Consider the following 25,039-nt stretch of genomic DNA (forward strand, 5'->3'; position numbering starts at 1 on the left):
CGCTTGCCTTACATCGGGCAGGCGCTATCGCTCATGTAATCGTGTACTTCAAGGCTGCCGGAAATGATTGCTTCCTTGGCCTCAGCAACGGCTGCTTTCATATCGTCGGTGATCAGGCTTTCGTTATGTTCGTCAAGTGCCCAATCAACACCACCTTCAGCAAGACCCAGAATGGTCAGGCCCGGCTCCCAGGTATCGGTGGCAGCAGCATCGAACGCTTCATAAACAGCAACGTCGACGCGTTTCAGCATAGACGTCAGAACCGAACCCGGATGCAGGCCGTTCTGGTTTGAGTCAACACCAATGCCAAGCTTGCCAGCATCGGCTGCAGCCTGAAGCACGCCAACACCGGTACCACCAGCGGCATGGTAAACAACGTCTGCACCACGGTCGAACTGCGACTTGGCAAGTTCACCGCCTTTTACCGGATCGTTCCAAGCAGCACCGGTTGTGCCGGTCATGTTCTGGAAGACTTCTGCATCCGAATTGGCATGTTTTACGCCCTGCGCATAACCACAGGCAAATTTGCGGATCAGCGGAATGTCCATACCGCCGACGAACCCAACCTTACCGGTATCAGACGCCATTGCGGCAAGAACACCAACAAGGAAGGAACCTTCGTGTTCCTTGAAGACAACGGACTGAACGTTCGGAAGGTCTACAACCATGTCCACGATGGTGAATTTGGTATCCGGAAATTCTTTCGCCACTTTTTCAAGTGCGGATGCCTGAGAAAAACCAATCGCAACAATCGGATTCATGCCACGGCGCGCAAAGTTGCGCATAGCCTGTTCACGCTGAGAATCGTTCTGGATTTCGAAGTCGCGGTACTCGGTACCGGTATCTTCCTTGTATTTCTCCGCACCCGTGTATGCCGCCTGGTTGAACGAGCGGTCAAAACGGCCACCAAGGTCGTAAACGACAGCCGGTTTGATTTCTGCAGCCGAAGCAACACCTGCATAGCAAGCGACAGCCGCGACCACCGAGGTCAGAAGCTTTTTCATTCCGATGCCCTTCTTTGTTTGAATTCTGATTATGTCTTCCACCAATTCCGTTGATTGGTGGAACTCCCTCATCGAAAACACATTATTCACAACATGACGAAACGCAGGTTTTGGTCCCTCAACCAAAGTAACACAGGCGGTCATGCTGCGGACGCTAATGGTAACTACAAAATGTGGTGTGCTGTAAATAGCTGAGGACGCAAGACTTCGACAAAACCTGTCCATTTGGTCGAAATCCACAACCGATAGCCTAATGCAAACACCGCCTATCTGCGGGGTTTCCCTTAGTTTTCAGGAGCCTTTCAGTGAGTTTTACCGCAACCGTTGCCCGACGACTATTTTCCCACCCGAATGCTGGTTTTGGTGGCCGGTTTGCAACGAAACAACCAATTGTAGATCAAAATTCATCCCTGCCCGATTCTTCAAACACGGTCTGACCATGTGTTTTAGCCTCTCAGCGTTGCCTTGCATGCATGAAACCGGGTTGCGTTTGAACACCTTTCACCGACGCCTCTAATTCAACAAACCCAAGGCAGTAATTTGTCAGCTCTTTCTTTGTTTTTCTTGCGTTCGAACGCGCTTGAGGATTATCAACATCGCTTGTTGCAAATGACCTTCTGGCTTGTGACGTCCCATTAAAACGAGCAAACGTTCTCCATGACCCCTAATGCCAATATCCTTTGCTTTGGTGCAGCGCATTTTGACCGCACATTGCAATGTACTGAAACATTTGTCCCAGCCGCCTCAAACCCGGTTCGAACCCTTCATCGCAAACCGGGCGGCGTCAGCCGCAATATTGCCGTCCATCTGCGGCTTCTTGGAAACAATGTGGCAATGCTCGGCGCAGTTGGAGATGACGGTGATGGCGATCAGGTCATTGAATCCCTATCCGATATCGGAATTGATACCCGACATGTCATGAAGATCAAGGACGTGGCAACAGCAGGTTACACCGCACTCTTGGACGAAACCGGTGAACTCGCACTGGGTATGATGAATGCTGAAGTCTACGACATGTTAAGCATTGATCGACTGCAACCGCATTTGGCAAACCTTCTGGCGCGTCCATGGTGGTTGATTGATGCCAACCTGCCGAGTGAAAGCATCCAATGGCTTGCCGAAAACAAAGGGACGGCGAAGTTTTGCGCTGCCACCGTTTCTCCCAGTAAGGCTGGTCGTTTCAAAAACGTGCTCGATAAAGTTGATTTGCTGATCGCCAACCGTGCAGAGACACGTGTTCTTACCGGGATCGATATCACTAGCCTTGATCAGGCCAAACGTGCCGTTGAACTGCTGCGCAGCACAGGCATCCCGGACGTCATCATCACACTTGGCGCCCAAGGTGTTGTATCTTCGTCTGGTTCAAAAATAGCGTTCTGGCCCCCGCTGCCAACCAAGGTCAAAGATGTAAACGGTGCCGGAGATGCATTCTATTCCGGTTTCCTTTCCGCCTACGCCAAACCGAAAACAAATTTCGACACGGCGATGGCGTCGGGACTGGCAATGGCGAGCCTGACGGCAGAGACCGAAGGTACGACCGTTTGGGATGTGTCACAGGAAGCTCTTGCCACACGCGCCGAACATGCCGAAAGCACCCCGCTCTGACCCCTGCGATCTGTACGTCTGCGGTGCTTGATGATTGCAAGCATCCTTCAAGGCAGGTAGCTTGTCCTGAATTCAACATCAAACCGGAGCCATTCCGATGCATCCATTTTTCATCTTTGTGAAATGTGAACTTGGCAAAGCCTACGACGTCGCAGCTGAACTCGTCGAAGAAATTGAAGGCGTGTCGGAAGTTTATTCCATCTCTGGTCCGTTTGAACTGTTGGTCAAGGTATATGTCGAAGACGAACAGGATATCGGGCGCTATGTGAACGAACAAATCCACAAATTGCCCTTTATTAAAGACACACAGACAATCATCACTTTCAACGCCTTCACTTAAGGCGCAATCCCGGTCTGTCATAAAAAAAAGCGGTGCCAATCTGGCACCGCTTTTCTGTTTGAAACGGCGAATGCTTGCTTAGTTGCCAGCAACATCACGGATAACATCAAGGATAATATCCGTACCCCTTTCAATCAGGACCACATCATTGCCTACAATTTGGCGGATCGCGCCATCACTGCGTTTCGGCAGTTTTGCAACCACATTGCCTGGCAAGTCACGCTTGGCGATACCAGGTGGCAACGTACCCCCACGCTCAAGTTTCATGGCTATTCCTGGCGGCAAACCCTTGTTTCCTTTGCCCTTGCCGCCCTTATCCTTCTTGCCGTTTTGCCCGCCGGACTTTTCGGTATCATCTTCTGTTACGATATCTGCAACATCCAGAACGTCACGAATGATACGTCTTTCTTCGTCGCTGAAAATACCGCCGGCTTGCGCAAGTTCGATCGAAGCATGTGTGTGAGTATGATCTGCAGGATGAGTCATCCCTGGCAGTGCAAATGTAATGCTGCCTCCCACAAACAAGAGACCCGTTGCAATTGATTTAAACCGTCTAGTGAATGGCATTCTGGCCTCTTTCATCGTGATACATGCTGTGATTGATGTAGGCGCATGTCAGCAAAATTACGACACCCCCATCTACGATAACGTCTGAGAAACAACATTTCTGTCATTCCGGCGCAAAATATTTCAGGAACGGTCGCTCCAAGCTGGGATTTTGACGGAAGCGCACTATTACTTATCCTTTCGAGCAGGGGCTTAATATTTCACACGATGATGAATATGCGCCTCGGGCACATTTGTTCTGTTTCAAACCATTATAGTGTTTTCAGGATGTGTTTATTGTGTGATATACATCACATTAACTTCGCGAGTGCGCATCGACAATCAGTATTATTACAACAAAGAAATCTAATGCTTCATGGCTTCTGGTAGATTTTCGGTTCACCTTGCTAGATCAAAAAAGGATCTCGCAGCGGCGCAGGCTCTGCGTTTTGAGGTTTTCTTTGATGAGTTCAAGGCAAAAGCCCTTACCGACCAACATTCGGCCGGCCTCGATAGCGACAAGTTCGATGACTTTTGCGAGCACCTGCTTGTCGTAGACAATGAGCAGGACAAAAAAGTCATCGCAACAACACGCCTATTGTTGTCTTCACAAAAACCGGCGGATTTGCCCTATATCGCACAGGAAGAGTTCTCTATTCCCCTGCTCGATGCCGTACAAGACAACTGTATGGAAGTCGGTCGGTCCTGCGTTCACAGGGATTATCGGGATAGCAAAGCCATTCAGTTCTTGTGGCGCGGCATCACCAAGCTGATCTTTGACAACGATATTCGATATCTTTTTGGCTGCGCCAGTTTTCATTCAACTGACATCGACGAAATTGCATATGAGCTGGCCTACTTGCACCACTATCACACGGATCCGGCTGCCCATGTGGCACGCGCACTCGATTATCAATCGATGGACCGTATGCCAAAGGGTGAAATAGACCCTGACAAGGCCACTGCCTTATTGCCACCATTGATCAAGGCTTACTTGTCATTGGGTGGCGTCGTCGGAAACGGTGTCGCGCTTGATCCTGATTTCAAGACACTTGATATCCTGATCACGGTCGATGTATCCAAAGTGCCAGACCAATATCACCGGTTTTACAGAAAACAGGCGGATCGCCTAAGTTTTGATCCGCTGTTCATCTGAGTCCCACAACGACGTTGATGGCATTACTGACATCCGCCTATTTGGCCTTTGGAAAGATAACGACAATGTCACGCTGACATTCACCAAGGATTTCTAAGCGTTTTGGATCAGACGGTTAAGACAGAGACGACAGCACCCATCACACCTGCACAACACATCAAAGCAGGGATCAAATTCACCATTCTGATGGTCTGGTTGATTGTGATGCTAATCCCCTTCCTGATCTTGGAGGGACTGAAAGCAAGAGCCAGTGCGAAAATCGTTCGCTTCTGGCATATTGGTGCGCGCAAGATTACCGGCATTAAAGTCGAACAGATCGGTTTCCCAAGCGATACCTTGCCGCTTCTTATGCTTGGGAACCATACGTCTTATCTTGATATCCCGGTGATCAATTCACTGTTTACCGTGAACTTTATCGCCAAATCCGAAGTTCGTAGCTGGCCGGGCATCGGGTTTCTGGCGCGCTGTTGTCAGACCATTTTCGTCGAACGCCGTGCGATCAAATCACACGAACAGATCAAGGTTCTGCGTCAGAAAATCCTGCCGGACCGCCGACTGGTCCTGTTTGCGGAAGGCACTAGCACCGATGGCAGTGTCGTACTGCCATTCAAATCGTCACTGATGGAATTTGTCTTTGATCAAAAGATCGCTGAGGTGTGCCATGTTCAACCGGTTACAGTGATCTGCCTGAAAGAAACCTCCGACAGCACATCACCAGAACCAGAACATGTCCTGTACCCGTGGTTTGATGATACCACGCTTGCATTTCACTTCTGGCGTTTTCTGGCAACCAAGGGCTGTATGGTCAAAGTTCACTTTAGCCCAAGCCGCCCTGTTTCCGACTTTGCCAACCGCAAGGAACTGACCCAATGGGCCCATGCGGGTGTCCAACAAGGCTATGCAACCATCCTGAAAAACTCTTAAGCCTGCCTTACGCCTTTCGCGCGCGAGCATGCGCCCAGTTTTCCTTGATCTGATACCACTTCTTTTCGCCAACCATCTTGCCAAGGTACTGATCAATCACCTTAAGCTTGATGATGCTTGCAAGCCCGGCCAGACGCGCGGGCCAGGTTTCAGGCATCGCGCGCAAGGTCAGGCTGATGCCGGCTGTGCTATATTCAATGAAATGCCACCAACGGCTTGGAATGAAGATAGTATCGCCAGGTTTAAGAATGCACTCGTATCCCTGAATCTCTCTGAGCTTCGGATAACGTTCAAGATCCGGGTCGCGGAAGTCCACATTGCATGAAACAGTCAGCGGATGCCGGTAAAGCTTTTTGCTGTCTTCGCTGCCATACAGAATCACACGCTTGGTGCCAGTCATCTGGGTCAGGAAAACGTGGCTATGATCAAGATCATAGTGAATATCGACATAGGCATCCTGACCGCCCACAAACAGAAACGGATGGTTTTTCAGGAAAGGAACACCAAGGTCGGGATAAGAGAAATCGTCGCGCAGTTGCGGCATGTATTTAAATACATTGAACAAAAACATGCGAAGCGGCGTCGGCCCCGCCTGAATCAGGTCCAGATACTCGCCAAACGGCATGCTCTGGGTTGAGTCCAGATAGTCGTTATCGGAGTTCGCAAAGGCCTCACTGTAAAGCGGCACTTCAACCTGACCACACCCCTGTTTCAGATACTCGTAGGTCCACTTCTCCAACGCAGGCCAGTTCTGTGCGAAACTGCGCATAATGACGGGACGCCGGGGCTTCAGGTAGTTTTGAATGAAATCTTCCCGGCTGAGTACGTCGTGACGATCAATGCTCAAGTATGGCAACTGGTTGGTCATTCGGGACCCGTTCTCTTGTTTTTTGGTGCCTGCTTCTTTGGCGTAAGAACACCATTTATTCTTCGTTCAGGTGCATTCTTTCGATCACACGATCGATGAAACAAAGCAGTTTCTGCACCCGGGCCACATGGGCTTGCCAAGGAACGGGCAAAACAGCCGGGTTTCAATTGAAATATGCTCTGCCTGATGCAACTGACCAAATCTCAGATAGAGCATATGCCGTTCACGAAATCAAGCGGCCAAAACCTGCCATAAATCGCATTAAACGCCTGTAATAATTATGGTCTTAATCAAACAAGAAACAGACCACATCCGAAGCAATACTGCATGGCTTCACATGACGATAAACATCAATCAAGGACACCCCGCATTTCCGTCGCGGCCCCCTTAACGCAATCCCAATTCAGATCAGTTGTCTTTATTTGTGATGATATCACTGATCCTTAAACAGTAAGGCCCATCTGAAATATCGGTATGACCTGCAGGACTTGTCGCCTTTCGCTTTTTGTAACGGCGGCATTGAAAACTCCTCCGGCGTCGGAAAGTCAGCAACGAAGCGCGTCCAGTACCGCTTCAGCCTGCATATCTGCAGAGGCATTCCTGCGCTGAGACCCAAACGAAAAAAGCACCCCGTCTTGGGGTGCTTTTTCACTGGCGGGCAAGGAGGGATTCGAACCCTCGATAGGGCTTGTCACCCTATACTCCCTTAGCAGGGGAGCGCCTTCAGCCACTCGGCCACTTGCCCTCTATGTCCTTGGTGTTCCGTGCGGAACGACGCCTTTCTTAAACATCGCCATGGCCCGTGTCAATGCCCGAAACCGGCGTTAAGGACGTTTTCTTTTTAACAGTCCTGCCAAATAAAACCAGCAGCTTTTTGCCTGCTTTGCTCATCACGTTTCACGGTTGATGGCAAAAAGAGTCTTCAAACCATCACACAGCTGTAATCAACTGGAAAAAAACAGATGTCATAAAGCCATGGTCGATTGGTTTTTCACCGTCATGTGACGTAAATGCTGGTTGGAGAAAGATGCGTACGATCTATCAAAGCACCGACGATTTCGGTCACACCCTTCGTGCCCTGAAAATGACAAAGGAAGGTCACAACGATCCGGTTTACATGGGGCTTGTCATTCAGGACCGCGAAGTTCTGTTCCGCACCCGTGAAAACAGTTCGCGCGATTTCGTTTTGCAGAAGATCAAGGATTTTGTCGCTGGTAACGCGGCAACACTGGTATCCCAACCGGCCTGATGGCCGGTTTTTTATTACCAAAACACCCCCTTGCCTTCCCGGAGCCCCGTATCCGCAGGAAAGCAACGTGACGATTTCAGTCGCGCCGGGGCGACACTCCCCGTTCGCCCTGCAACTTCACCGCCGGTCACTCCGACCGGCGGTTTCTTTTGCTTTCAGGCCTGCGAAGTCGCTTGCCTTGCGACATATCCCCGCCACATCAAAAGCAACGCAACGATCAGCACCGGAAGAACCCCGTAATTCACCGGAACCCACCCTGCGCCAGCGATCAATACACCACTCGCAATCGACGCCAATGTTGCCGTGACGCTGTTGCCAAGCTCCATAAGACTTTGCGCATGCCCCCGTTCAGAGGCGTCATGCCCCTCGCCCAACAATGTTGTTCCGGCCAGCAGCATCATGTTCCAGCCAAACCCGAGCAGGAATGAACTGACCAGAAAGGCGGAAACTGAAATCCCCGATACCGCAACCGCGACGCTTGCCACCAGAACCAGGGCACCAACGGATGCCACCCGGCGCGGACCAATCCGGTCAATCATTGGCCCGGCAACAAAGGCAGGCAAAAACATGCCGATCAGGTGCCAGCGGATAACACTGGCCGAAACATCCACGTCATAGCCGCAATATTTCATCGCAAGCGGTGTCGCCGTCATGACCAGAACCATAATGCCCTGCCCGGCGGCACTGATGGCAACCGCCCCGCGGATCACAGGTCGACGCAGCAGTTGCGCCATCACCGCCCGGCTCGACCCGGTGCGTTCGGGAATGCCACCATCGGGCAACATCGTCATAAGGATCGCGCCAATCGCCGCCAAACCGGCCAGTGCCACATAGGCCCCAGAAAATGGAACCGGCAGCATATCGCGACTGCCAGCGGCGACTTCCGGGGCCACCAGTGCCGCCAGCACACCCCCGCCAACCACGAGTGCCGCTGCACGCCCCTTTTGCCCGGGATCGACGGTTTCCAGTGCAGCGTAGCGGTAATACATGGCGGATGCCTGATAGGTGCCAATCAGTGCTGGTGCGAGCGCGACGATCCAGAACGCCCCAATATAAATCCCGTAGGCAACCAGCAGGCCACCAAAAACACCAAACAGAGCCCCAACAGAAAGCCCGACGCGCCGCCCATGCCGTTGCATCAACATGGCAAGCGGATGCACGGAAACCAGATTACCGATCATGAGAACACCAAGCGGCAAGGTCGCCAGCGCAGGCACCGGTGCAAGCGAGACACCGATAATCGATGTCAACGTGATCCCGATCAACGAACAGGACCAATAAAGCGCCTGAGCGATAAAAAGCAGACGCAGTGAACCATTGGCTAGCAACAACATGTTCCCAACTCCCCAAAAGATAGACTGTTATGAAGACCGTCAGGCCACGGTCAGATGGCAGCCGCTAATGACTTGCGGGCAAAGCGTTCCGCGTATTCCTGCGGACTGACAGAAAGATGGCGCTGAAATGCCCGACGTAACGTTTCCGGATGCCTAAAACCACAAAGCTTTGCGACCTGCCCAATCGTAATGGCTTCGTCCTGGAGCAATGCGCGGGCAGCTTCGACGCGTACGCGTTCGACATAGCGGGCCGGGCTCATTCCCAGATCACGGGTAAAAACACGTGAAAAAGTCCGTGGGGTCATTCCGGCACGTTCAGCCATCGTTTCAAGCGACAAATCATTGGCAATATTGCCCGGCAACCATTCAAGCAGGCCGGCCAGTCGGGCCGTCGTGCCAGCTTCCGGGATCAGATAGGCACTGAACTGCGCCTGCCCGCCCGGCCGTTTGAGGAACATCACAAGCCGACGCGCCACAGCCAAGGCAAGGCTCCTGCCAAAATCGGCCTCAACAATTGCCAGCGCCAGATCAATGCCTGCTGTTACACCGGCGGATGTAAAGACATGCGGATCGCCATCCAGTCCAGCCGGGTCATAGCTGTGCAGCCGATCTCCCATCATCTGAATGGCCGGGTATTCACGCGCCATCTGGTCACATCGCGACCAGTGGGTGGTTGCCATTTTGCCATCAAGCACACCAGCCTCTGCCAAAACAATTGCGCCTGAACAAATAGAGCCCAGTCGCGGCACGGACATACTGGCAATGCGCACCCATTCGATAATGGCCGCATTGTCGCGCAAAGACCAAACACCGGCACCACCAGGCACGAACAAGGTATCAATCTTGCTCAGGTCAAGATCACGCCACCCGATATCAGAATGTATTCGCACACCGCAGGATGTCCGAATGGGGCCGCTTGTTTCAGCAACAACAACGTTTTCGTATCCCTGAGGTCGCCCCAGACCAACCAGCTCGTCATTGGCCGACCCAAAGACCTGCAAGGGTCCAATGACGTCCAGGCTCATGACATCGTCAAAGGCAAAGCAGGCGATAGTTCTGACGGTGTTGGTTGGGTTAGACATCGCGGTATCTCCTTCTCACAGATACAGGATGCCGGATTTGGAAATTGGCAACAATGACAAACACCCCACGAATTTCGCCAAATGGCTCTCGCGGGGTGTTCAAATCATTTGTCGTCAAAGAAGCAGGTGTTTGGTTCAGAACCCGCTTCGTTGCAACAGCGCATAGAAGTCACGGATCGTGCCTTCCTTGGTTGTCATATCCTTGATGTCATCGACCAGCTTGTCGGTGAAGTTGGGCTGTTTGAGGTACCCCACAACCCTTTTTCGGGCCATAGCCGCAGACTTGCCTTCAATCAGGACACCGCTGGAACAGAACTGGACCAGCATATAGGCGCGTTTGCGCAGATGGAGCGAAGGATTATCGATCCGTTCAATTACCTTTTCACGCACAAGGTAATCGGCAAGACCATCATCAAGCTTGGTTGCAATCTCTGTCTTGATGTCATCCGGGACACTTGAAGCCGCAAGCAGGTCGTTCATGTGCGTAACGGTCGCCATCTTGTCACGCGGTTTGGATTCGGGGGAACAGAATGCCCGAAGGGCGCGCATATCCTTCACAGAATCGCGCATCATGTCATAAAGCTCGTCGGCATAGTCTTCGACGATTCCGCTATTGGCAACGGCGATAAGCCAGGTCAATTTTCGGAAGTTCGGAATAAGGCGTCCGTTAATCTCTGCAACGCCGTCAATCAAGGCCCGTGGGCCACCGACATTGCGCAAACGCGCGCCGCGTTCGGCAATTGCCTCGACCATTGGGGTGCCATAAATGACCCCCTGCTCGGTAATCAGTCGATCAAGAATACCCTCAAGCGGATCAGGGTCGCTTTCGTGACGTTGCAGGCTGTTTGCACTTTTCAGTTCCCGCACGATGTAATCAAACATCGCTTCCTGACTGTTCGCCAGAAGGCCCGAACCAAATAGCGGGTTGAGGAGTTCAAGGATATCGTCGGCAGCGCCGCGATTACCCTTTGCCCGACCAAGCGCCAAATCGATGTGAAGGGTGACGGCTTCGCCGAAGCTGCGCGAGCTGCCAAGCAGCTCTTTTAATGCGACAGGAGAGCCGAGAATATCGGCAATCACGTCGTCGATCATCTTGCGCGCGGCTTCATCTTTTTCGTCGCCCTTGACCTTGAGCGCCAGATCAAGTTTGCCAACCCAGTTTCGGGTTGATGACAGCACGCGCGTCAACGCAACCATGGTCAGGAAGTCGGTATCTTCGGCCAGATTGAGCCGACGGATTTCGTCACGAACTTCTGAGATGGTGGCGTCTTCGAATGCCGGGAGGTCGACTTTTTCAACTTCGCGGGCGCGCGCAGAAAGCTGCTCGATCGCGCCATGAAGGTTGTTCATCGCCTCGATATGGTCACCTTCGGTCGCCTTGGCGTGCAACCCGGCGACCTTGTCAACCGCAGTCGGCATCAAGGTGTCATGGAACATCAGCTTGCGCAGGTTCTGGTAATTGTACATTACCTCGCAAGGTGTCAGGATTTCCTGTTCGAAATACTTGCGCAGCAACCGGTTGATGGTCGCGCGGCTTTCCTTCTGCAAAAGGTCGTTATCGGTTTCGCATAGCGGCGCTTCCTCAATGGGTGAAACGCGAACGTCATCATCCTGATCCTCGCCAGCACCTTCTTTTTCGAGAAGTACCTTTTCGATATGACGACCGTCGCCGCGTTCCCAGTTACGAATAACGCGCACAGCAGAGATCTTGGTTTTCACAAGCTTTTCAGCTTCTGCAACCGCTTCCTTTTCGACATCAAATGTCGAATGGATTATCCAGCGATCCCCACGCTGGACCATAACTTCAAATGTCGTATCCGACATAACGCGCTCTGGCTCCCTAACTTCCTGTTTGGGCGGCATTACTCTGCCGTTCAACTAGTCAGGCGCGTGTCCCACTTTTTTATATTTATTCTTCTTTATAAAGCCAATCGGGGTATTAAAACAATAGTTGGATGCGATGACTCCATATACTTTCGGTTATTTCTTTAGTTTTTTCTCAATTTTCTTCGTTTTTGCGACTGCATTGCAACCACAATTCAACTGCGCATGTTTGTGATCGATCTCCTTCCGGTCATGATCACGGAATCCGCGTCGCAATTTCCCTGGTCAAATCTGCAAGCAAACTACTCATCGCGATCACAGTGCCCTCTATCGTCGAATCATTGGGCGTACTTACCTTGTTGTATTTTGCCGCTGCGACGATCTCGCCGCTCTGGAAATGAACAAGTTTCCAGCGTGCCGTCAGAATGACATTCCCGTCCGCCTGGCGCTCAAACTGGTCGATATCAACAACGATCTGCCAATCGACTTGATCCCGCGACGTCCAGGGAAAAACCTCAAGCCGGGACGCAACACCACTCCGGTCTAGATTGTCCATGACGACACGGTTGATGTTCTCGCCAAGCGGCTCTGCCCAACGATATCCGGAATTGACTTCGGGCCGGTTGGCCGTACTCCGGGTAACGATGGTGGACCGGTCCAGATAACTCGGAATGGTCACCGGCCCGACACCGATTACAGATGAACTCCCTGACGCGGAGACCGGCTGTACCATCGGCGACAGCAGATAATATTGATCCGGAACTGAAGGCGAAGCGCACGCCACCAGAACTGGTGCGACCAGCAACATCACGCATCTGCTGATCATCATTTTAATTGAGTGTCGCATTATTCGTCCTCCTCCGGCCCGCTTCTGCCAAGGATCAGGGCGCTCGGGTTCTGTTCCAGGAAATCGGTAAGCTCACGCAGCGAACGTGCAGTCGCCCCAAGCTCTTTCAGGGCCTGTTCAAGATTGTAGCGCACAGGTGATGTTGGTGCTGTAACATCCCGAACACCGCCAAGGGCCTCACGCGCGGCATCCAAAGCTGTCTGGGTAGCCGGCAACACACTGGCATCCAGATTGGTTACAAGGGTACTGATCCCTGCTGCTGCTTGTTGCAGGCTGACCATCCCGTTATTGAGCGCAGGCGACGTCACAATGTTTTCCATGCCCTCGACCGTGCCGAGCAAACGAATGCCGATTTCTTCAAGCGGGAAGGTTTCCACTTTCTCAAGAAGGCTGGTAAGCGAATTCGCGATTTCGTCAAGCTTCTGCGGTAGTGTTGGCAGCTCGGGCAATTCCCCCTGCTGATCACCAAGGTAGCGGGCGGGTGAAACCGGCTGCATCGAAAGATCAACAAACAATTGCCCGGTGATGAAGCTTCCAGTCTTCAGGCGCGCGCGCATACCATTGTCGACAAGTGTTTCAATGGTTTCCTGCGGGTCGACATCCCCCAAACGTCCCCCGACGATACTGACGCGCTCGGGTTCAAGTGTTACTTCAACAGGAATCCGGAAAGATCTTTGATCTACAACATATTCCAGATCGACATTCTCGACGGTACCGACACGAATGCCATTGAACTCCACCGGCGCACCGCGCGGTAGCCCTCGGACCGAAGAGTCGAAATAAAGCTTGTATCGCTGGCTGTATCCTTCGGCCAGCAACTCAGCCTTTTCAAGGCTTTCATGCAGGCGAAATACTGTATCAGCCGCCGCCATTTCCGCATTTTCATGGCCGGGAGGCGTGTAGAAATTGATGCCGCCCGCCAACACAGAGCGAACTGACTGCGCCCGCACCGAAAACCCTTCGGCATTCAGATCAAGCGCAATCCCGCTTGAATCCCAAAACCTTGTTTCGCGCTTTACAAGCGCGTCGAATGGCTTGTGCACAAAGACCGGTATCGACACCCCATCGGCGTTGGCATCAAGCTCTGCATCCAGAACCTCACCAACCTCAACCCCGCGCAGCAGGACCGGCGTTCCCTCCCCCAAAGAACCGAGTTCTTCGGCCCTCAGAACAAATCGGGTACCGTCTTCCTCGTTCGGAACAAATTGTGGCTCTTCCTCGCCAACAAAGCTCCGGGCCTTGTTGCCGGTTTTGTCCGGGACGACTTCGACATAGGCCCCCGACACAATGGTTTCGAGACCGGTAATGCCCCGCGCACTCACCCGGGGTCGCACCACCCAGAACCGTGTCTTGTCAGTAAGATAGTCCTTGAAATCCGCATTGATGCGTACGGTCAGGACAACATGTTCCAAATCATCCGCGAGATTAATCGCCGTCACCTGACCGACATCGACATCGCGATAACGGATGGCGGTTTTGCCAGCTGAAAGGCCCTCGGCGGATTCAAAGGTAATGGTAATTTCCGGGCCCTTCGATACGATATCACGCCATAACAGCCAGCCACCGATAATCAAGGCCACCAAGGGCACCAGCCAGATTAAAGAAAAGCGGCCCCAGCCTTTCCCGATGTCGGGCGTTTCGGGCGTTTGATCCGATCCGGCACTCTTCACGTCACTCATGACGGAACCCCCTGTTTATCGATATGGCTTTGGTCATCATTCCCCGAACTGTCCTGCTTTGTTTTGGCTTTTTTCATTCCGGCGCGATCCCAGATCAGACGTGGATCAAATGCCATCGCTGAAAGCATGGTCAGAATAACGACCCCACAAAATGCGACGGCCCCAAAACCGGGCTGGACCGATGCGATGTTACCAAGTTTGACCAGTGCTGCCAGGATAGACACCATAAAGACATCCACCATCGACCAGCGACCGACCAACTCTGTGACGCGATAAATCAGTGTGCGCTGCTTTAGGGGACCCGACAACCCCATTGCCGTCGCGAAATAGATCCAGCCCAACAGAACAATCTTGATGATGGGCACCAGAATACTTGCGGTAAAGACGACGATGGCAATCGGCCACTCACCGGCCCGGACCAAGGCGCTCACCCCCGACAGAATTGTATCCGCCCCGGTTCGGCCAAGATAGGTCACCGTCATGATCGGAAAGACATTGGCTGGAACATACAAGATCATCGCAGCCACCAGAAGAGCCCAGGCCCGCGAAAGACTTCGTGGTTTGCGGTGGTGGACCATGTCGCCACAGCGCGGGCAACGAAGATGTTCTTTGCCATCACTAACCACGACCATCGCACATGTATGACAGGTCAACAGCGTTTTCTGGCCACGATCAGCGCTGGCTTCCCGACACATATCGGCTGACACCGGATAAGACAGACTTTTCGGCGCCAATCGGCGCCAGACATAGCGCGGATCCAGCGTCACATTCATCAAAAGCACTGTCGGAATCAGAACACAGATGGCAAAAAATGCCGGACCAGCAATGACTTCGGCGTAGTCAGTCAATTTGGTCAGCGCCACAAGCAAGCCGATCAGGAAAACATCAAGCATCGACCATGGCCGGATCAACGCAAGAATACGCCAGACCTTCTGCATGCCAGGCCAAGCTTGGTTCAGAAAAATTGGCAGCAAAACATAGATATGCGCGACAATCAGCAACAGCGGCGCCAGCATGGACGTAACCGCAACCATTATCGCCAGAAACGGAAATCCTTCACGCCAGAACGTCAGGACACCACTGCCAAGGGTGTTTGTTTCAACCCGACCTTCCATCGCAAATGTCAAAATCGGATAGCTATTGGCGATGACGAATAGCAAGAAGGCGGTAACCGCAAGGGCCAGCGGTTTATCAAAGCGCGCCAATGCCGAGCTATAAAGCGGCGACCCACACCGAACGCAATATGCGACACTTCCTGTCGGGATATCCTTCTCGACATGGAGATAGTCGCAATGCTCACAGGCGATCAGTCGATCTGGCATTGTTTTCCTGTTTTTACAATCCGTTATCCGCACTGGTTCGCAAATCAAAGTAAGCGACACTTTTGCCCACAAGTCAAATCACGCCACGATCTGGGAATGAATGCCGTCGGCCAGTCAGGCAAAACTTGTTCAGGAATGTGTGGTGCGGTTTAGGTTCGTATTTCAGGCAGATGACGACGCGCCTCTGACAGAACGATTTCATTGACCTGGTTAAGCAACCGGCTGTTGATGGTTTTGTGGTGCCAATAAAGGGGACGATCAATTTCGAACGGGCACGGGCGGATCAGCTTTCCGGTGCGCAATCCTTCCTCGGCCTGATGCTGCTCTACCACGGCATAGGCAACACCCTGTTCGGCAAGTGTCACAAACCCTTGGGAACTTGGCACCGTGTGGGCGGGAAATTCTCCGGGATTGAGTCCGAAATACTGGTGAAGGAACTGGTTTTGCAGTTCGTCATGTTCGGAGAAGTTCACGGCCGGACACGCCTTCAACGCAGCCGCCGTGACACCATTCTTGAAATAGCGGTCGTTAAATGTCGGCGAAACCACCATGACGTAGCGCATGCGCCCCAAGGCCCGCACACGGCACCCTTGAATGGGTGTGTCACGCAGGCTCACCGCCCCCAAAACATTGCCGTCCTGTAACGACTGATGGTTAAGCGATTCATCATCAACCACCAGATGCACCAACAAGCCAAGCTTCTCAAAAAGAACCTTCGGAACATCGACAAACCAGGTTGCCAGGCTATCGGCATTGACCGCAAGGGTCACCTGCCCATACCCACTGTCTGCCTGCAAGTCTGGAAGCTCATCGCCAAGATCCTGCTCAAGCAACCGAACACTTTGATAATGCGCAAGCAACCGTTGCCCGGCAACCGTTGGCGCAATCGGCTTGGAACGCACGATAAGAGGTTGCCCAAAGCGTTCTTCAAGCAGTTTCACCCGCTGGGATATCGCCGACTGAGTCAATCCCAAGGCGCGTGCAGCCTTTTCAAAACTGCCAAAATGAATGACCTCGGCACAGGCCTGAACAAGTTTGTAATCCAGCATGATTAATCGTCAATTTTCCTAATACTATATAAGTATAATTCCATTTTCTTATTTTCGAAAGCTGGTATCAACGGCGTGCAACCACACGGCGTGCAACCACACAGGAACATCAAAGAATGCTGTTAACGTATGTCACCGGATTTGGCCTTGGCGGCGGACTGATCATAGCGATTGGTGCGCAGAATGCCTTTGTTCTTGGTCAGGGACTTCGGCGCAACCACCCGGTGATGGTCGCCTTCGTTTGTGCATTATGTGATGCCGTCCTGATCGCTGCCGGTGTTGCGGGACTTGGAACTCTGATTGCGGCTTACCCGTTGCTCACGACGGTGGCGGCATGGGGCGGCGGGGCTTTCGTGATCTGGTATGGATTTGGGGCGTTTCGGCGCTTGTTTGAAACTGAAACACTGTCGGAAAAGGCGATATCAAAAACCGGGTGGCAAGCGGTTCTGAGCACCACCTTGGCTGTGACACTTTTGAACCCACATGTTTATCTTGATACGGTCGTTATGCTGGGTGGTATTGGCGGGCAATATCCGCCGGATGCAAGGATTGGCTTTGCATTGGGTGCAATGAGTGCCAGTTTTGTCTGGTTCTTTGCCATCGCACTGGGGGCAGCATGGCTTGCACCTTATGTCGCCCGACCAATCACCTGGAAGATCATCGATGGACTGACCTGCGGCGTCATGTGGCTTGTGGCATATAGCCTTCTTGCCCCGGAAATCCGCATTCTCCTTACGCGCTAGAAACAGGTTGCCGGGCGGGCTCCCTACTCGCTCATTGCTTCCTTGAAGTGGCGGCGGCATACCGGAACATAGCGGTCATTCCCCCCAATTTCGACTTGTGCGCCTTCACGGATCGGGTTTCCGTTTTCATCAACGCGCAGGACCATGCCGGCCTTGCGCCCGCAATGACAGATGGTTTTCAGCTCATTAAGCTTGTCCGCCCAAGCCAATAGCCATTTGGAGCCTTCGAAAAGTTGCCCCTGAAAATCGGTCCGGATGCCATAGCACAGCACCGGAATGCCATGGATATCTGCAATATCGGAAAGCTGCCAGACCTGTTCTTTTGACAGGAACTGTGCCTCGTCAATCAGGACACAATCGACCTTGCCCTTTTCGACCTGCTCAAGGATCAGGCCAGCCATATCGGTCTTGGCATCAAACAGCAGTGCCGGGGCTTCAAGACCAATACGCGATGCAATCTTGCCTTTCCCGAAACGGTCATCAAACGACACTGTCATCAGCAGCGTTTCCATGCCACGTTCACGGTAATTGAAGCTCGCCTGAAGCAACGTGGTCGATTTGCCCGCATTCATGGACGAGTAATAGAAAAACAGATTGGCCATGGATCCCCCCGAAAGTCGTCAAAGGGACATAGCCGATCATTCACGATTGATCAATACAGCGAAAAGACTGTCACGCACCATTGCGCGAAATATCAATATCACGCATTTCGTGACGCATGAATTCCAACAACGACTGGATCTTGGCGCTCCGCGTCACACCAGCCGCAAAAACGGCATAGATTTCCAGATTAGGCAGGCTGCAGTCCGGCAGAACCCAAACCAGTTTTCTGTCATCTATCTCATCCTGAACATCACAAAGCGGCACGACGGAAAGGCCATGACCACCACGCATGAATTGCAGACGTGCGGTCGCGTTATCGACCCGGACATTTCCATTAACCCGGACTTTCTGTTCTATGCCTTTGCACTTCATCGTCAGGGTTTCGGGCACGCGGCTATACATCACCCACTCGTGGTCAGCCAATTCATCGATTGTTTCAGGGGCACCTGCCCGTTCAAGGTAGTTCGGGCTCGCGCAGATGATGCGACGGGTTTGATAAAGTTTGAAGCTCTTGAGGTCCGAACTTTTAAGCGGCCCGGACCGGATGCCAATATCAATACCCTCTCCGATCAGATCGACCACCTCATCGCTTAAATGCACATCAAGTGCGACCCCCGGGTATGCCTGCCGGAAACGATCCAGGATCGGGACAATACGCAAATTTCCCAGATGGACCGAGGATGTAATCGAAATTTTTCCGACCGGGTCATCGCGCAATTCCTCCACCCGTTTTCGGGCCGCTTCGGCCTCTAGCGTGATGGTGCGACAGCTGTCGTAATATCGCGCGCCCGCGTCGGTCAGGCTGAAGGTACGCGTGCTTCGGCGTAACAACGGCGCCCCAAGCTTGGCTTCGAGCTGTCGGATTTGATGGGATACGGCCGCACGGCTCAGCCCCATCTTGCGTGCCGCGGCAGAGAACCCGCCTTCTTCGACCACATGCGCAAACATCATCATTGCTCTGACTTCATCAAGTGCCGACATTTTTATACGCTCAAAAATTTTGACAATCTGTCCAATTATTTACTCTTACGCAAATTTACTCAGCCAGTTACCATCAAGGCAAATGAAATCAACGCACGGAGGACCTGATGCGTATTCTGATGATTGTTACCTCGCACGACAAAATGGGTGAGACCGGACACAAGACAGGTATCTGGCTCGAAGAGTTTGCCGCTCCCTACTACCGCTTCCTTGACGCTGGCGCGGACGTAACTCTTGCCTCTCCCAAGGGTGGAAAGCCGCCGCTTGATCCGAACAGTGAGGTGCTGGATGCCCTGACTGATGCGACCAAACGTTTCGAAAACGATGCAGACGCCCAGGCGGCATTCGCCAACACCGTCACGCTTGACGGGCTTAAGGCCGATGATTTTGATGCGCTGTTCTATCCTGGTGGCCATGGCCCGCTTTGGGATCTTGCAAATGATGCAAAATCAATCGCCCTGATCGAAGCGTTCACCGCACAGGACAAACCTGTTGCTGCGGTCTGCCACGGGCCGGCTGCTTTGGTTGGTGCCAAGGGCACAGACGGAAAACCATTGGTGTCGGGCAAGAAAGTCACAAGCTTCACCAATGACGAAGAAAAAGCTGTCGGACTTGAAACCGTCGTCCCGATCTCGATCGAAGACGAATTCAAAAAACACGGCGCAATATTTGAACGCGGCGAAAACTGGGCATCCTACGCGGTTGTTGATGGTAAATTGGTCACCGGGCAAAACCCGGCATCCAGTGAAGAAACAGCCGACGCGGTTTTGAAACTGCTTTCAGCATAAAACGCTTGACCTTCCATCTACTGGAACCTCGATAATGCCTTCATAGACACCCGATTTATGGAGAGTTTCGATGGTAAAACTGAAGGTGGAAAAAATGAGCTGCGGTCACTGCGCAAGTGCGGTGAGCAAAGCTGCTACCAAGGTCAGCGGCGTTGAAAGTGCCGAGGTTGATCTGGCAAATGGCGAAGTCGCTGTTGCTGGAAATCCCGATGTTAACGCCCTGATCGCGGCCATCACAGACGCCGGTTATCCGGCATCTGAAGCCCGCTAGATCAGAACCCCCGTTCGCGTTCCCCACCCGAACGTCAGAGCCGCCAGTATTGAATATATACTGGCGGCTTTTCTTTACCCTGACCGCTCGTTTGTGCAACCATCACCACAAACAGAAAGCGGCACCAAAATGACTTTTCATATCACTGCCCTGTGCGGAAGCCTTCGCCAAGCCTCGATTAACAGGACCCTCCTGAACGCGGCCAGACAGGTCGCAAGCCCCCATAACGCAACAATTCATCTGTTTGACGGCTTGGGCCATCTTCCGATCTTCAATCCGGACAATGAAGATACCGATGACGGTAATGTTGCAGCGTTTCGCGCAGCACTTCATCGCGCGGATGCAGTCCTGATCGCCAGTCCGGAATATGCGCATGGTGTCACCGGCGTGATCAAGAATGCCCTTGATTGGGTCGTTGCCAGTGGCGAATTCATGCAAAAACCTGTTGCTTGTTTGAATGCGTCTGGCCGGGCCACAATCGCCCAGGCTGCCCTGATCGAAACCATCAGTACGATGGATGCGCGGATCGTTACCCACGCGTGCATAACGATTCCACTGAACGGCAAGAACTTTGGCGTTGACGATGTCGTGCAGGATACGTCCAGCCGGGCTTTGCTGGATAGGGCCCTTGGGAACCTAACGGCTGCAATTCCAACTGACGATATATCCAAGGTCATTTAGTCATACAAAAAAAGCCGCCCAAACGGGCGGCTTTTTCTTTGGTCTGATGATTACGGTCAGCCGAGGATTTTGTCACACAGAAGCTTGTGGACCTGGCCAACGAACTACCCAATGCACCTTCATTTGATTTCTGGAGAACCTAGCTTTTGACGTCTAGCCTCGTAGATGGATTTGTCCATAACCATAATCATGTCGTTTTCGACCTGCTCGCTATAGTTTTGTACAAAAAACAATGGGAGCTTGTTAACGCCGATATACCCTACTTGTGCTCCCTTGTACGTACCTTCAAACATATTAGCGCCGATCATTTCCAGTAGTTGGGCGCGATCATAGAGTTTCTGTGGGAAGGCAGTTGTGCAAAAAGTGGCATTTTCGACAACTGAAAAAACGGCAACAAACTTCTCGTCATCGAGAAAGGCATAGTTTTTTGTTTGATAAATGTTACCGTTAATATTGATACTGCGAGTTTGATCCGGTTGATACGTGCCTCCGAGGCTTCTTGCCGCCGCGCCGACAGCCTCAATATCACCCATGTTTTCGACGCAAGTATCAAGAACTATGCTAACAATTTTTCCCAAATCTTCTGCTGCATAGGTGGACGGTACTTTTGTGCCAGCAGAATTGCTTGTCGTCTGACATGCGCCAAGAAGAGAGAGGGCAGCCGCAACAATAATCAATTTCATTTTGAACCTAAAACTCCTTTCTTTTGATAGTTGTATTCAAAATCAGCTTAGACTTGCAACGAAGCTTTTGCACCTTTCTGGTTTCAAGCAGACAATTTCCGAACGAAAAAGCCGCCCAAACGGGCGGCTTTTTCTTTGGTCTGATGATTGCGATCAGCCGAGGATTTTGTCGCGCAGAAGCTTGTTGACCATACCCGGGTTGGCCTTGCCACCGGTGGCCTTCATGACCTGACCAACAAACCAGCCAAGCATTTTTTCCTTACCACCTTTGATTTCCTCGACCTTGTCGGGGTTGGCAGCAATGACTTCATCAATCGCGGTTTCAATCGCACCGGTATCGGTGATCTGCTTGAGACCTTTTTCCTCGACAATCTTTTCCGGATCGCCGCCGGTTTCGATCATGATTTCAAAGACATCCTTGGCAATACGGCCAGAAATGGTGTCGTCGGAGATCAAATCGATCAGCTTGCCAAGGTTTTCCGCCGTTACCGGGCTATCGGCAATACCGACCTCTGCCTTGTTCAGCGCACCAAACAGGTTGGTGATCACCCAGTTCGCTGCCAGTTTGCCATCACGGCCCTTGGCAACGACTTCGTAGTAATCCGCCTTTTCCTTTTCAGCGACAAGAACACCGGCATCATAGGCCGACAGGCCGTTTTCGCGCATGAAGCGGGCCTTTTTCTCGTCCGGCAGTTCCGGCAGTTCCTTTTCGATTTCCGAAACGAACGCGTCATCAAAGACCAGCGGCAGCAGATCCGGATCCGGGAAATAGCGATAGTCATGCGCCATTTCCTTGGAACGCATCGAACGGGTTTCCCCAAGACGCTGATCATACAGGCGTGTTTCCTGAACGATCTCGCCACCACCTTCGATCACTTCGATCTGGCGTTTTGCTTCGATCTCGATCGCCTGCATCACAAAACGGATGGAGTTGACGTTCTTGATCTCGCAACGCGTGCCGAAACCTTCGCCCGGACGGCGCACCGAAACGTTGGCATCACAGCGCATGGAACCTTCGTTCATGTTGCCATCACACGTGCCAAGATAACGAACAATCGCACGCAGCTTGGTCAGGTACGCGCCCGCCTCTTCCGGTGAACGGATGTCTGGCATGGAAACGATTTCCATCAGCGCTACACCCGAACGGTTCAGGTCGATATGCGAATATTTCGGGTCCTGATCGTGCATCGATTTACCGGCATCCTGTTCAAGATGCAGGCGCTCAATGCCAACCGACTTGGTCGAACCATCAGGCATATCAAGAATGATCGTGCCTTCGCCGACAATCGGTTTGTCGAACTGCGAAATCTGGTAACCCTGCGGCAGATCGGCATAGAAATAGTTTTTGCGGGCAAAAACGCTTTCCTTGTTGATCTTTGCCTTAAGTCCCAGACCGGTTTTAACCGCCTGACGTACACATTCTGCGTTCACGACCGGCAGCATACCTGGCATGGCTGCGTCAACGAGGCTGACGTTGCTGTTGGGCTCGTTACCGAACTTGGTCGATGCACCTGAGAACAGCTTTGATTCGGAAATCACCTGACAGTGGACTTCCAGACCAACCACGATTTCCCACGGGCCGGTTGAACCTTCAAGAATATAGCTCATGGATCAGCCCTCCTGCCCGGCAGGTTTTGCGGTAAAGTTGGCAGCACTTTCCAGTACACCACCAACACGCAGAACAGTTTCTTCATCAAACGGCTTGCCAATCAGTTGCAGCCCAAGCGGCAAACCCTCGGAAGAAAGACCGGTCGGCACTGATAGCCCGGGAAGACCCGCAAGGCTTGCCGGAACGGTAAAGACGTCATTGAGATACATCTTGACCGGATCACCTTCGTTATCACCAATCGCAAAGGCCGCAGACGGTGCCGTCGGGGTCAGGATCGCATCGACCTGACCAAATGCACCTTCAAAGTCCTGATAGATGCGGCGACGGACCTTAAGTGCCTTGTTGTAATAGGCGTCATAGTAACCAGCCGAAAGCACATAGGTACCGATCATGATACGGCGCTGAACTTCCTTGCCGAAACCGGCTGCACGCGACTTCATGTACATGTCATCAAGGCTGTCGCCCTCATCCATGACACGCTGGCCGTAACGCAGACCATCATAACGGGCAAGGTTCGAGGATGCCTCTGCCGGGGCGACGATGTAATAAGTCCCAAGCGCATATTTGGTGTGCGGCAAGGTCACATCGACCACTTCGGCACCAGCATCACGCAGCATGGCAACACCATCGTCCCACAGCTTGCTGATTTCTTCGGGCATGCCATCAACACGATATTCCTTCGGAATACCGATCTTCATACCGCGAATGTCCCCCGTGAGGGCAGCTTCAAAATCAGGCACGCCAATGGGGGCAGATGTGCTGTCCTTGGCATCATGACCAGCCATTGAACCCAGCATGATTGCTGCGTCGCGAACGGTTTTGGTCATCGGACCTGCCTGATCAAGCGAACTTGCAAAGGCCACAATACCCCAGCGCGAACAACGACCGTAGGTCGGCTTCAGGCCAACGATACCGCAATAGGATGCCGGTTGACGGATTGAACCACCGGTGTCGGTACCGGTCGCGGCCAGCGCCATGTTTGCAGCAACAGCAGCGGCAGAACCACCCGAAGAACCACCCGGAACAAGATCCTTGCCGGACTTGTCTTTCCACGGGTTAACAACGTTGCCGTAATATGACGAGGTGTTCGACGACCCCATGGCGAACTCATCAAGGTTCGCCTTGCCCAGCATCACGGCACCATTGCCAAACAGGTTGGTGGTGACGGTGGATTCATATTCCGGTTTGAAACCTTCCAGGATGTGCGATGCCGCCGTGGTCTGGACACCTTCGGTGCAGAACAGGTCTTTGACAGCAATCGGCAGGCCTTCCATCTTGCCAGCTTCGCCCTTGGCGCGCTTGGCATCGGATGCCTTGGCCATTTCCATGGCCTTTTCCGGGGTTTCGGTGATGTACGCGTTCAGATTGCGATGCGCGTCCATCGATTTCAGGTGTGCTTCGGTCAGTTCGACCGAGGTATAATCACCCTTCGCAAGCCCGTCACGGGCGTCTGCAAGTGTCAGCTTTGTCAGATCAGTCATTATTCAACCACCTTGGGCACAACAAAACAGCCAGCATCGGTCATCGGTGCGTTTGACAGCACTTTTTGCTGGATATTGCCATCGGTGACTTCGTCCTTGCGCAGCGGCAGGGTCAGATCGGCAACAGACGTCAACGGCTCGCAGCCTTCGACATCGACTTCTTGCAGTTCCTCGACGAAATCGAGGATACGGGTCAGATCTCCCGCCAGTTCGGAAAGGCCTTCTTCGGACACGTTGATACGCGACAGATAGGCAATACGGCGAACTGTTTCCTTATCCAAAGACGACATGGATGAAAGTCTCTCTTAAGGAATGACAAAAACCCGGCAGACAGAACTCTGCCGGAACGTGAATTACAGCGCGGAAACTA

General features: G+C 52.5%; 25 protein-coding genes and 1 tRNA gene. 9 read left to right on the plus strand and 17 right to left on the minus strand.

Features of this window, described 5'->3' with window-relative positions; translation table 11 throughout:
* Window positions 1-8: 8 nt before the first annotated feature.
* On the minus strand, window positions 9-1,004 hold the full coding sequence (locus AUQ43_RS05080; protein ID WP_062955086.1) for a BMP family protein: 996 nt from the start codon (window positions 1,002-1,004) through the stop codon (window positions 9-11).
* Between the two features lie 657 nt (window positions 1,005-1,661).
* Between AUQ43_RS05080 and AUQ43_RS05085 the strand changes: the two genes are divergently transcribed.
* A complete protein-coding gene (locus AUQ43_RS05085; protein ID WP_062955090.1) occupies window positions 1,662-2,609 on the plus strand; it encodes a carbohydrate kinase family protein in 948 nt (315 codons plus the stop codon).
* 97 nt (window positions 2,610-2,706) lie between these two features.
* Complete coding sequence (locus AUQ43_RS05090; RefSeq protein WP_062955092.1) at window positions 2,707-2,949, plus strand: Lrp/AsnC ligand binding domain-containing protein; 243 nt, start codon at window positions 2,707-2,709, stop codon at window positions 2,947-2,949.
* A gap of 78 nt (window positions 2,950-3,027) precedes the next feature.
* Here the strand turns inward: AUQ43_RS05090 and AUQ43_RS05095 are convergent, their stop codons facing one another.
* Complete coding sequence (locus tag AUQ43_RS05095) at window positions 3,028-3,531, minus strand: hypothetical protein (RefSeq protein WP_232310589.1); 504 nt, start codon at window positions 3,529-3,531, stop codon at window positions 3,028-3,030.
* Window positions 3,532-3,871: 340 nt separating this feature from the next.
* Here AUQ43_RS05095 and AUQ43_RS05100 point away from each other — a divergent pair, with 340 nt between their 5' ends.
* Together AUQ43_RS05100 and AUQ43_RS05105 are read left to right on the plus strand one after the other, a co-directional pair.
* Window positions 3,872-4,651: a GNAT family N-acetyltransferase gene (locus AUQ43_RS05100; protein ID WP_062955096.1), complete on the plus strand. Its 780-nt coding sequence runs from the start codon at window positions 3,872-3,874 to the stop codon at window positions 4,649-4,651.
* A 102-nt stretch (window positions 4,652-4,753) separates the two neighbouring features.
* Window positions 4,754-5,575, plus strand: coding sequence for a 1-acyl-sn-glycerol-3-phosphate acyltransferase (locus tag AUQ43_RS05105; protein WP_062955099.1), 822 nt, complete (start codon window positions 4,754-4,756; stop codon window positions 5,573-5,575).
* Window positions 5,576-5,582: 7 nt separating this feature from the next.
* Here the strand turns inward: AUQ43_RS05105 and AUQ43_RS05110 are convergent, their stop codons facing one another.
* Both AUQ43_RS05110 and AUQ43_RS05115 read right to left on the minus strand, forming a co-directional pair.
* Window positions 5,583-6,443 (minus strand): cupin-like domain-containing protein, encoded by an 861-nt coding sequence (locus tag AUQ43_RS05110; RefSeq protein ID WP_084271988.1) that lies wholly within the window; start codon window positions 6,441-6,443, stop codon window positions 5,583-5,585.
* Between the two features lie 652 nt (window positions 6,444-7,095).
* A tRNA-Ser gene (locus AUQ43_RS05115) sits at window positions 7,096-7,188 on the minus strand.
* A 282-nt stretch (window positions 7,189-7,470) separates the two neighbouring features.
* On the opposite strand from AUQ43_RS05115, the gene AUQ43_RS05120 reads away from it, so the two are divergent.
* The gene (locus tag AUQ43_RS05120) at window positions 7,471-7,692 is read left to right on the plus strand and encodes a hypothetical protein (RefSeq protein ID WP_062955140.1); all 222 of its coding nucleotides are present in this window, start codon (window positions 7,471-7,473) and stop codon (window positions 7,690-7,692) included.
* A gap of 155 nt (window positions 7,693-7,847) precedes the next feature.
* On the opposite strand, the gene AUQ43_RS05125 is transcribed toward AUQ43_RS05120, so the two are convergent.
* The 7 genes from AUQ43_RS05125 to AUQ43_RS05155 form a co-directional block, all read right to left on the minus strand.
* The gene (locus AUQ43_RS05125) at window positions 7,848-9,026 is read right to left on the minus strand and encodes an MFS transporter (RefSeq protein WP_062955154.1); all 1,179 of its coding nucleotides are present in this window, start codon (window positions 9,024-9,026) and stop codon (window positions 7,848-7,850) included.
* A 50-nt stretch (window positions 9,027-9,076) separates the two neighbouring features.
* On the minus strand, window positions 9,077-10,108 hold the full coding sequence (locus AUQ43_RS05130) for a GlxA family transcriptional regulator (protein ID WP_062955155.1): 1,032 nt from the start codon (window positions 10,106-10,108) through the stop codon (window positions 9,077-9,079).
* A 135-nt stretch (window positions 10,109-10,243) separates the two neighbouring features.
* On the minus strand, window positions 10,244-11,932 hold the full coding sequence (locus AUQ43_RS05135) for a hypothetical protein (RefSeq protein WP_062955156.1): 1,689 nt from the start codon (window positions 11,930-11,932) through the stop codon (window positions 10,244-10,246).
* A 256-nt stretch (window positions 11,933-12,188) separates the two neighbouring features.
* A complete protein-coding gene (locus AUQ43_RS05140) occupies window positions 12,189-12,779 on the minus strand; it encodes a membrane integrity-associated transporter subunit PqiC (protein ID WP_084271989.1) in 591 nt (196 codons plus the stop codon).
* Window positions 12,779-14,458 carry an intermembrane transport protein PqiB gene (locus tag AUQ43_RS05145; protein WP_062955158.1) on the minus strand — a complete coding sequence of 560 codons (1,680 nt, stop codon included), beginning with the start codon at window positions 14,456-14,458 and terminating at the stop codon, window positions 12,779-12,781. Before AUQ43_RS05145 ends, AUQ43_RS05140 begins: the two co-directional genes overlap by 1 nt.
* Window positions 14,455-15,780 (minus strand): paraquat-inducible protein A, encoded by a 1,326-nt coding sequence (locus tag AUQ43_RS05150; RefSeq protein ID WP_062955159.1) that lies wholly within the window; start codon window positions 15,778-15,780, stop codon window positions 14,455-14,457. The genes AUQ43_RS05145 and AUQ43_RS05150 overlap by 4 nt, the downstream gene beginning before the upstream one ends.
* Before the next feature lie 149 nt (window positions 15,781-15,929).
* Complete coding sequence (locus tag AUQ43_RS05155; RefSeq protein WP_062955160.1) at window positions 15,930-16,829, minus strand: LysR family transcriptional regulator ArgP; 900 nt, start codon at window positions 16,827-16,829, stop codon at window positions 15,930-15,932.
* A gap of 116 nt (window positions 16,830-16,945) precedes the next feature.
* Between AUQ43_RS05155 and AUQ43_RS05160 the strand changes: the two genes are divergently transcribed.
* On the plus strand, window positions 16,946-17,572 hold the full coding sequence (locus AUQ43_RS05160; protein WP_062955161.1) for a LysE/ArgO family amino acid transporter: 627 nt from the start codon (window positions 16,946-16,948) through the stop codon (window positions 17,570-17,572).
* Window positions 17,573-17,595: 23 nt separating this feature from the next.
* On the opposite strand, the gene AUQ43_RS05165 is transcribed toward AUQ43_RS05160, so the two are convergent.
* Both AUQ43_RS05165 and AUQ43_RS05170 read right to left on the minus strand, forming a co-directional pair.
* Window positions 17,596-18,174, minus strand: coding sequence for a thymidine kinase (locus AUQ43_RS05165; RefSeq protein ID WP_062955162.1), 579 nt, complete (start codon window positions 18,172-18,174; stop codon window positions 17,596-17,598).
* Window positions 18,175-18,244: 70 nt separating this feature from the next.
* Complete coding sequence (locus tag AUQ43_RS05170) at window positions 18,245-19,156, minus strand: LysR family transcriptional regulator (RefSeq protein ID WP_062955163.1); 912 nt, start codon at window positions 19,154-19,156, stop codon at window positions 18,245-18,247.
* A 107-nt stretch (window positions 19,157-19,263) separates the two neighbouring features.
* Here AUQ43_RS05170 and AUQ43_RS05175 point away from each other — a divergent pair, with 107 nt between their 5' ends.
* The 3 genes from AUQ43_RS05175 (at window position 19,264) to AUQ43_RS05185 (ending at window position 20,896) form a co-directional block, all read left to right on the plus strand.
* Window positions 19,264-19,944, plus strand: coding sequence for a type 1 glutamine amidotransferase domain-containing protein (locus tag AUQ43_RS05175; protein ID WP_062955164.1), 681 nt, complete (start codon window positions 19,264-19,266; stop codon window positions 19,942-19,944).
* Between the two features lie 70 nt (window positions 19,945-20,014).
* Window positions 20,015-20,215, plus strand: a complete 201-nt coding sequence (locus AUQ43_RS05180) for a heavy-metal-associated domain-containing protein (RefSeq protein ID WP_062955165.1) — start codon at window positions 20,015-20,017, stop codon at window positions 20,213-20,215.
* Between the two features lie 129 nt (window positions 20,216-20,344).
* Window positions 20,345-20,896 (plus strand): NADPH-dependent FMN reductase, encoded by a 552-nt coding sequence (locus AUQ43_RS05185; RefSeq protein WP_062955166.1) that lies wholly within the window; start codon window positions 20,345-20,347, stop codon window positions 20,894-20,896.
* Between the two features lie 119 nt (window positions 20,897-21,015).
* Here the strand turns inward: AUQ43_RS05185 and AUQ43_RS05190 are convergent, their stop codons facing one another.
* From AUQ43_RS05190 to gatC, 4 genes are all read right to left on the minus strand, one after another.
* On the minus strand, window positions 21,016-21,579 hold the full coding sequence (locus AUQ43_RS05190; protein ID WP_062955167.1) for a hypothetical protein: 564 nt from the start codon (window positions 21,577-21,579) through the stop codon (window positions 21,016-21,018).
* Between the two features lie 153 nt (window positions 21,580-21,732).
* A complete protein-coding gene (gatB, locus tag AUQ43_RS05195; RefSeq protein ID WP_062955168.1) occupies window positions 21,733-23,187 on the minus strand; it encodes an Asp-tRNA(Asn)/Glu-tRNA(Gln) amidotransferase subunit GatB in 1,455 nt (484 codons plus the stop codon).
* Window positions 23,188-23,190: 3 nt separating this feature from the next.
* Window positions 23,191-24,669: an Asp-tRNA(Asn)/Glu-tRNA(Gln) amidotransferase subunit GatA gene (gene gatA, locus AUQ43_RS05200; protein ID WP_062955169.1), complete on the minus strand. Its 1,479-nt coding sequence runs from the start codon at window positions 24,667-24,669 to the stop codon at window positions 23,191-23,193.
* On the minus strand, window positions 24,669-24,959 hold the full coding sequence (gene gatC, locus AUQ43_RS05205; RefSeq protein ID WP_008890773.1) for an Asp-tRNA(Asn)/Glu-tRNA(Gln) amidotransferase subunit GatC: 291 nt from the start codon (window positions 24,957-24,959) through the stop codon (window positions 24,669-24,671). The genes gatA and gatC overlap by 1 nt, the downstream gene beginning before the upstream one ends.
* Window positions 24,960-25,039: the final 80 nt, after the last annotated feature.

Origin of the sequence: Thalassospira sp. MCCC 1A01148 (assembly GCF_001613795.1) — a bacterium.
GTDB lineage: Bacteria > Pseudomonadota > Alphaproteobacteria > Rhodospirillales > Thalassospiraceae > Thalassospira.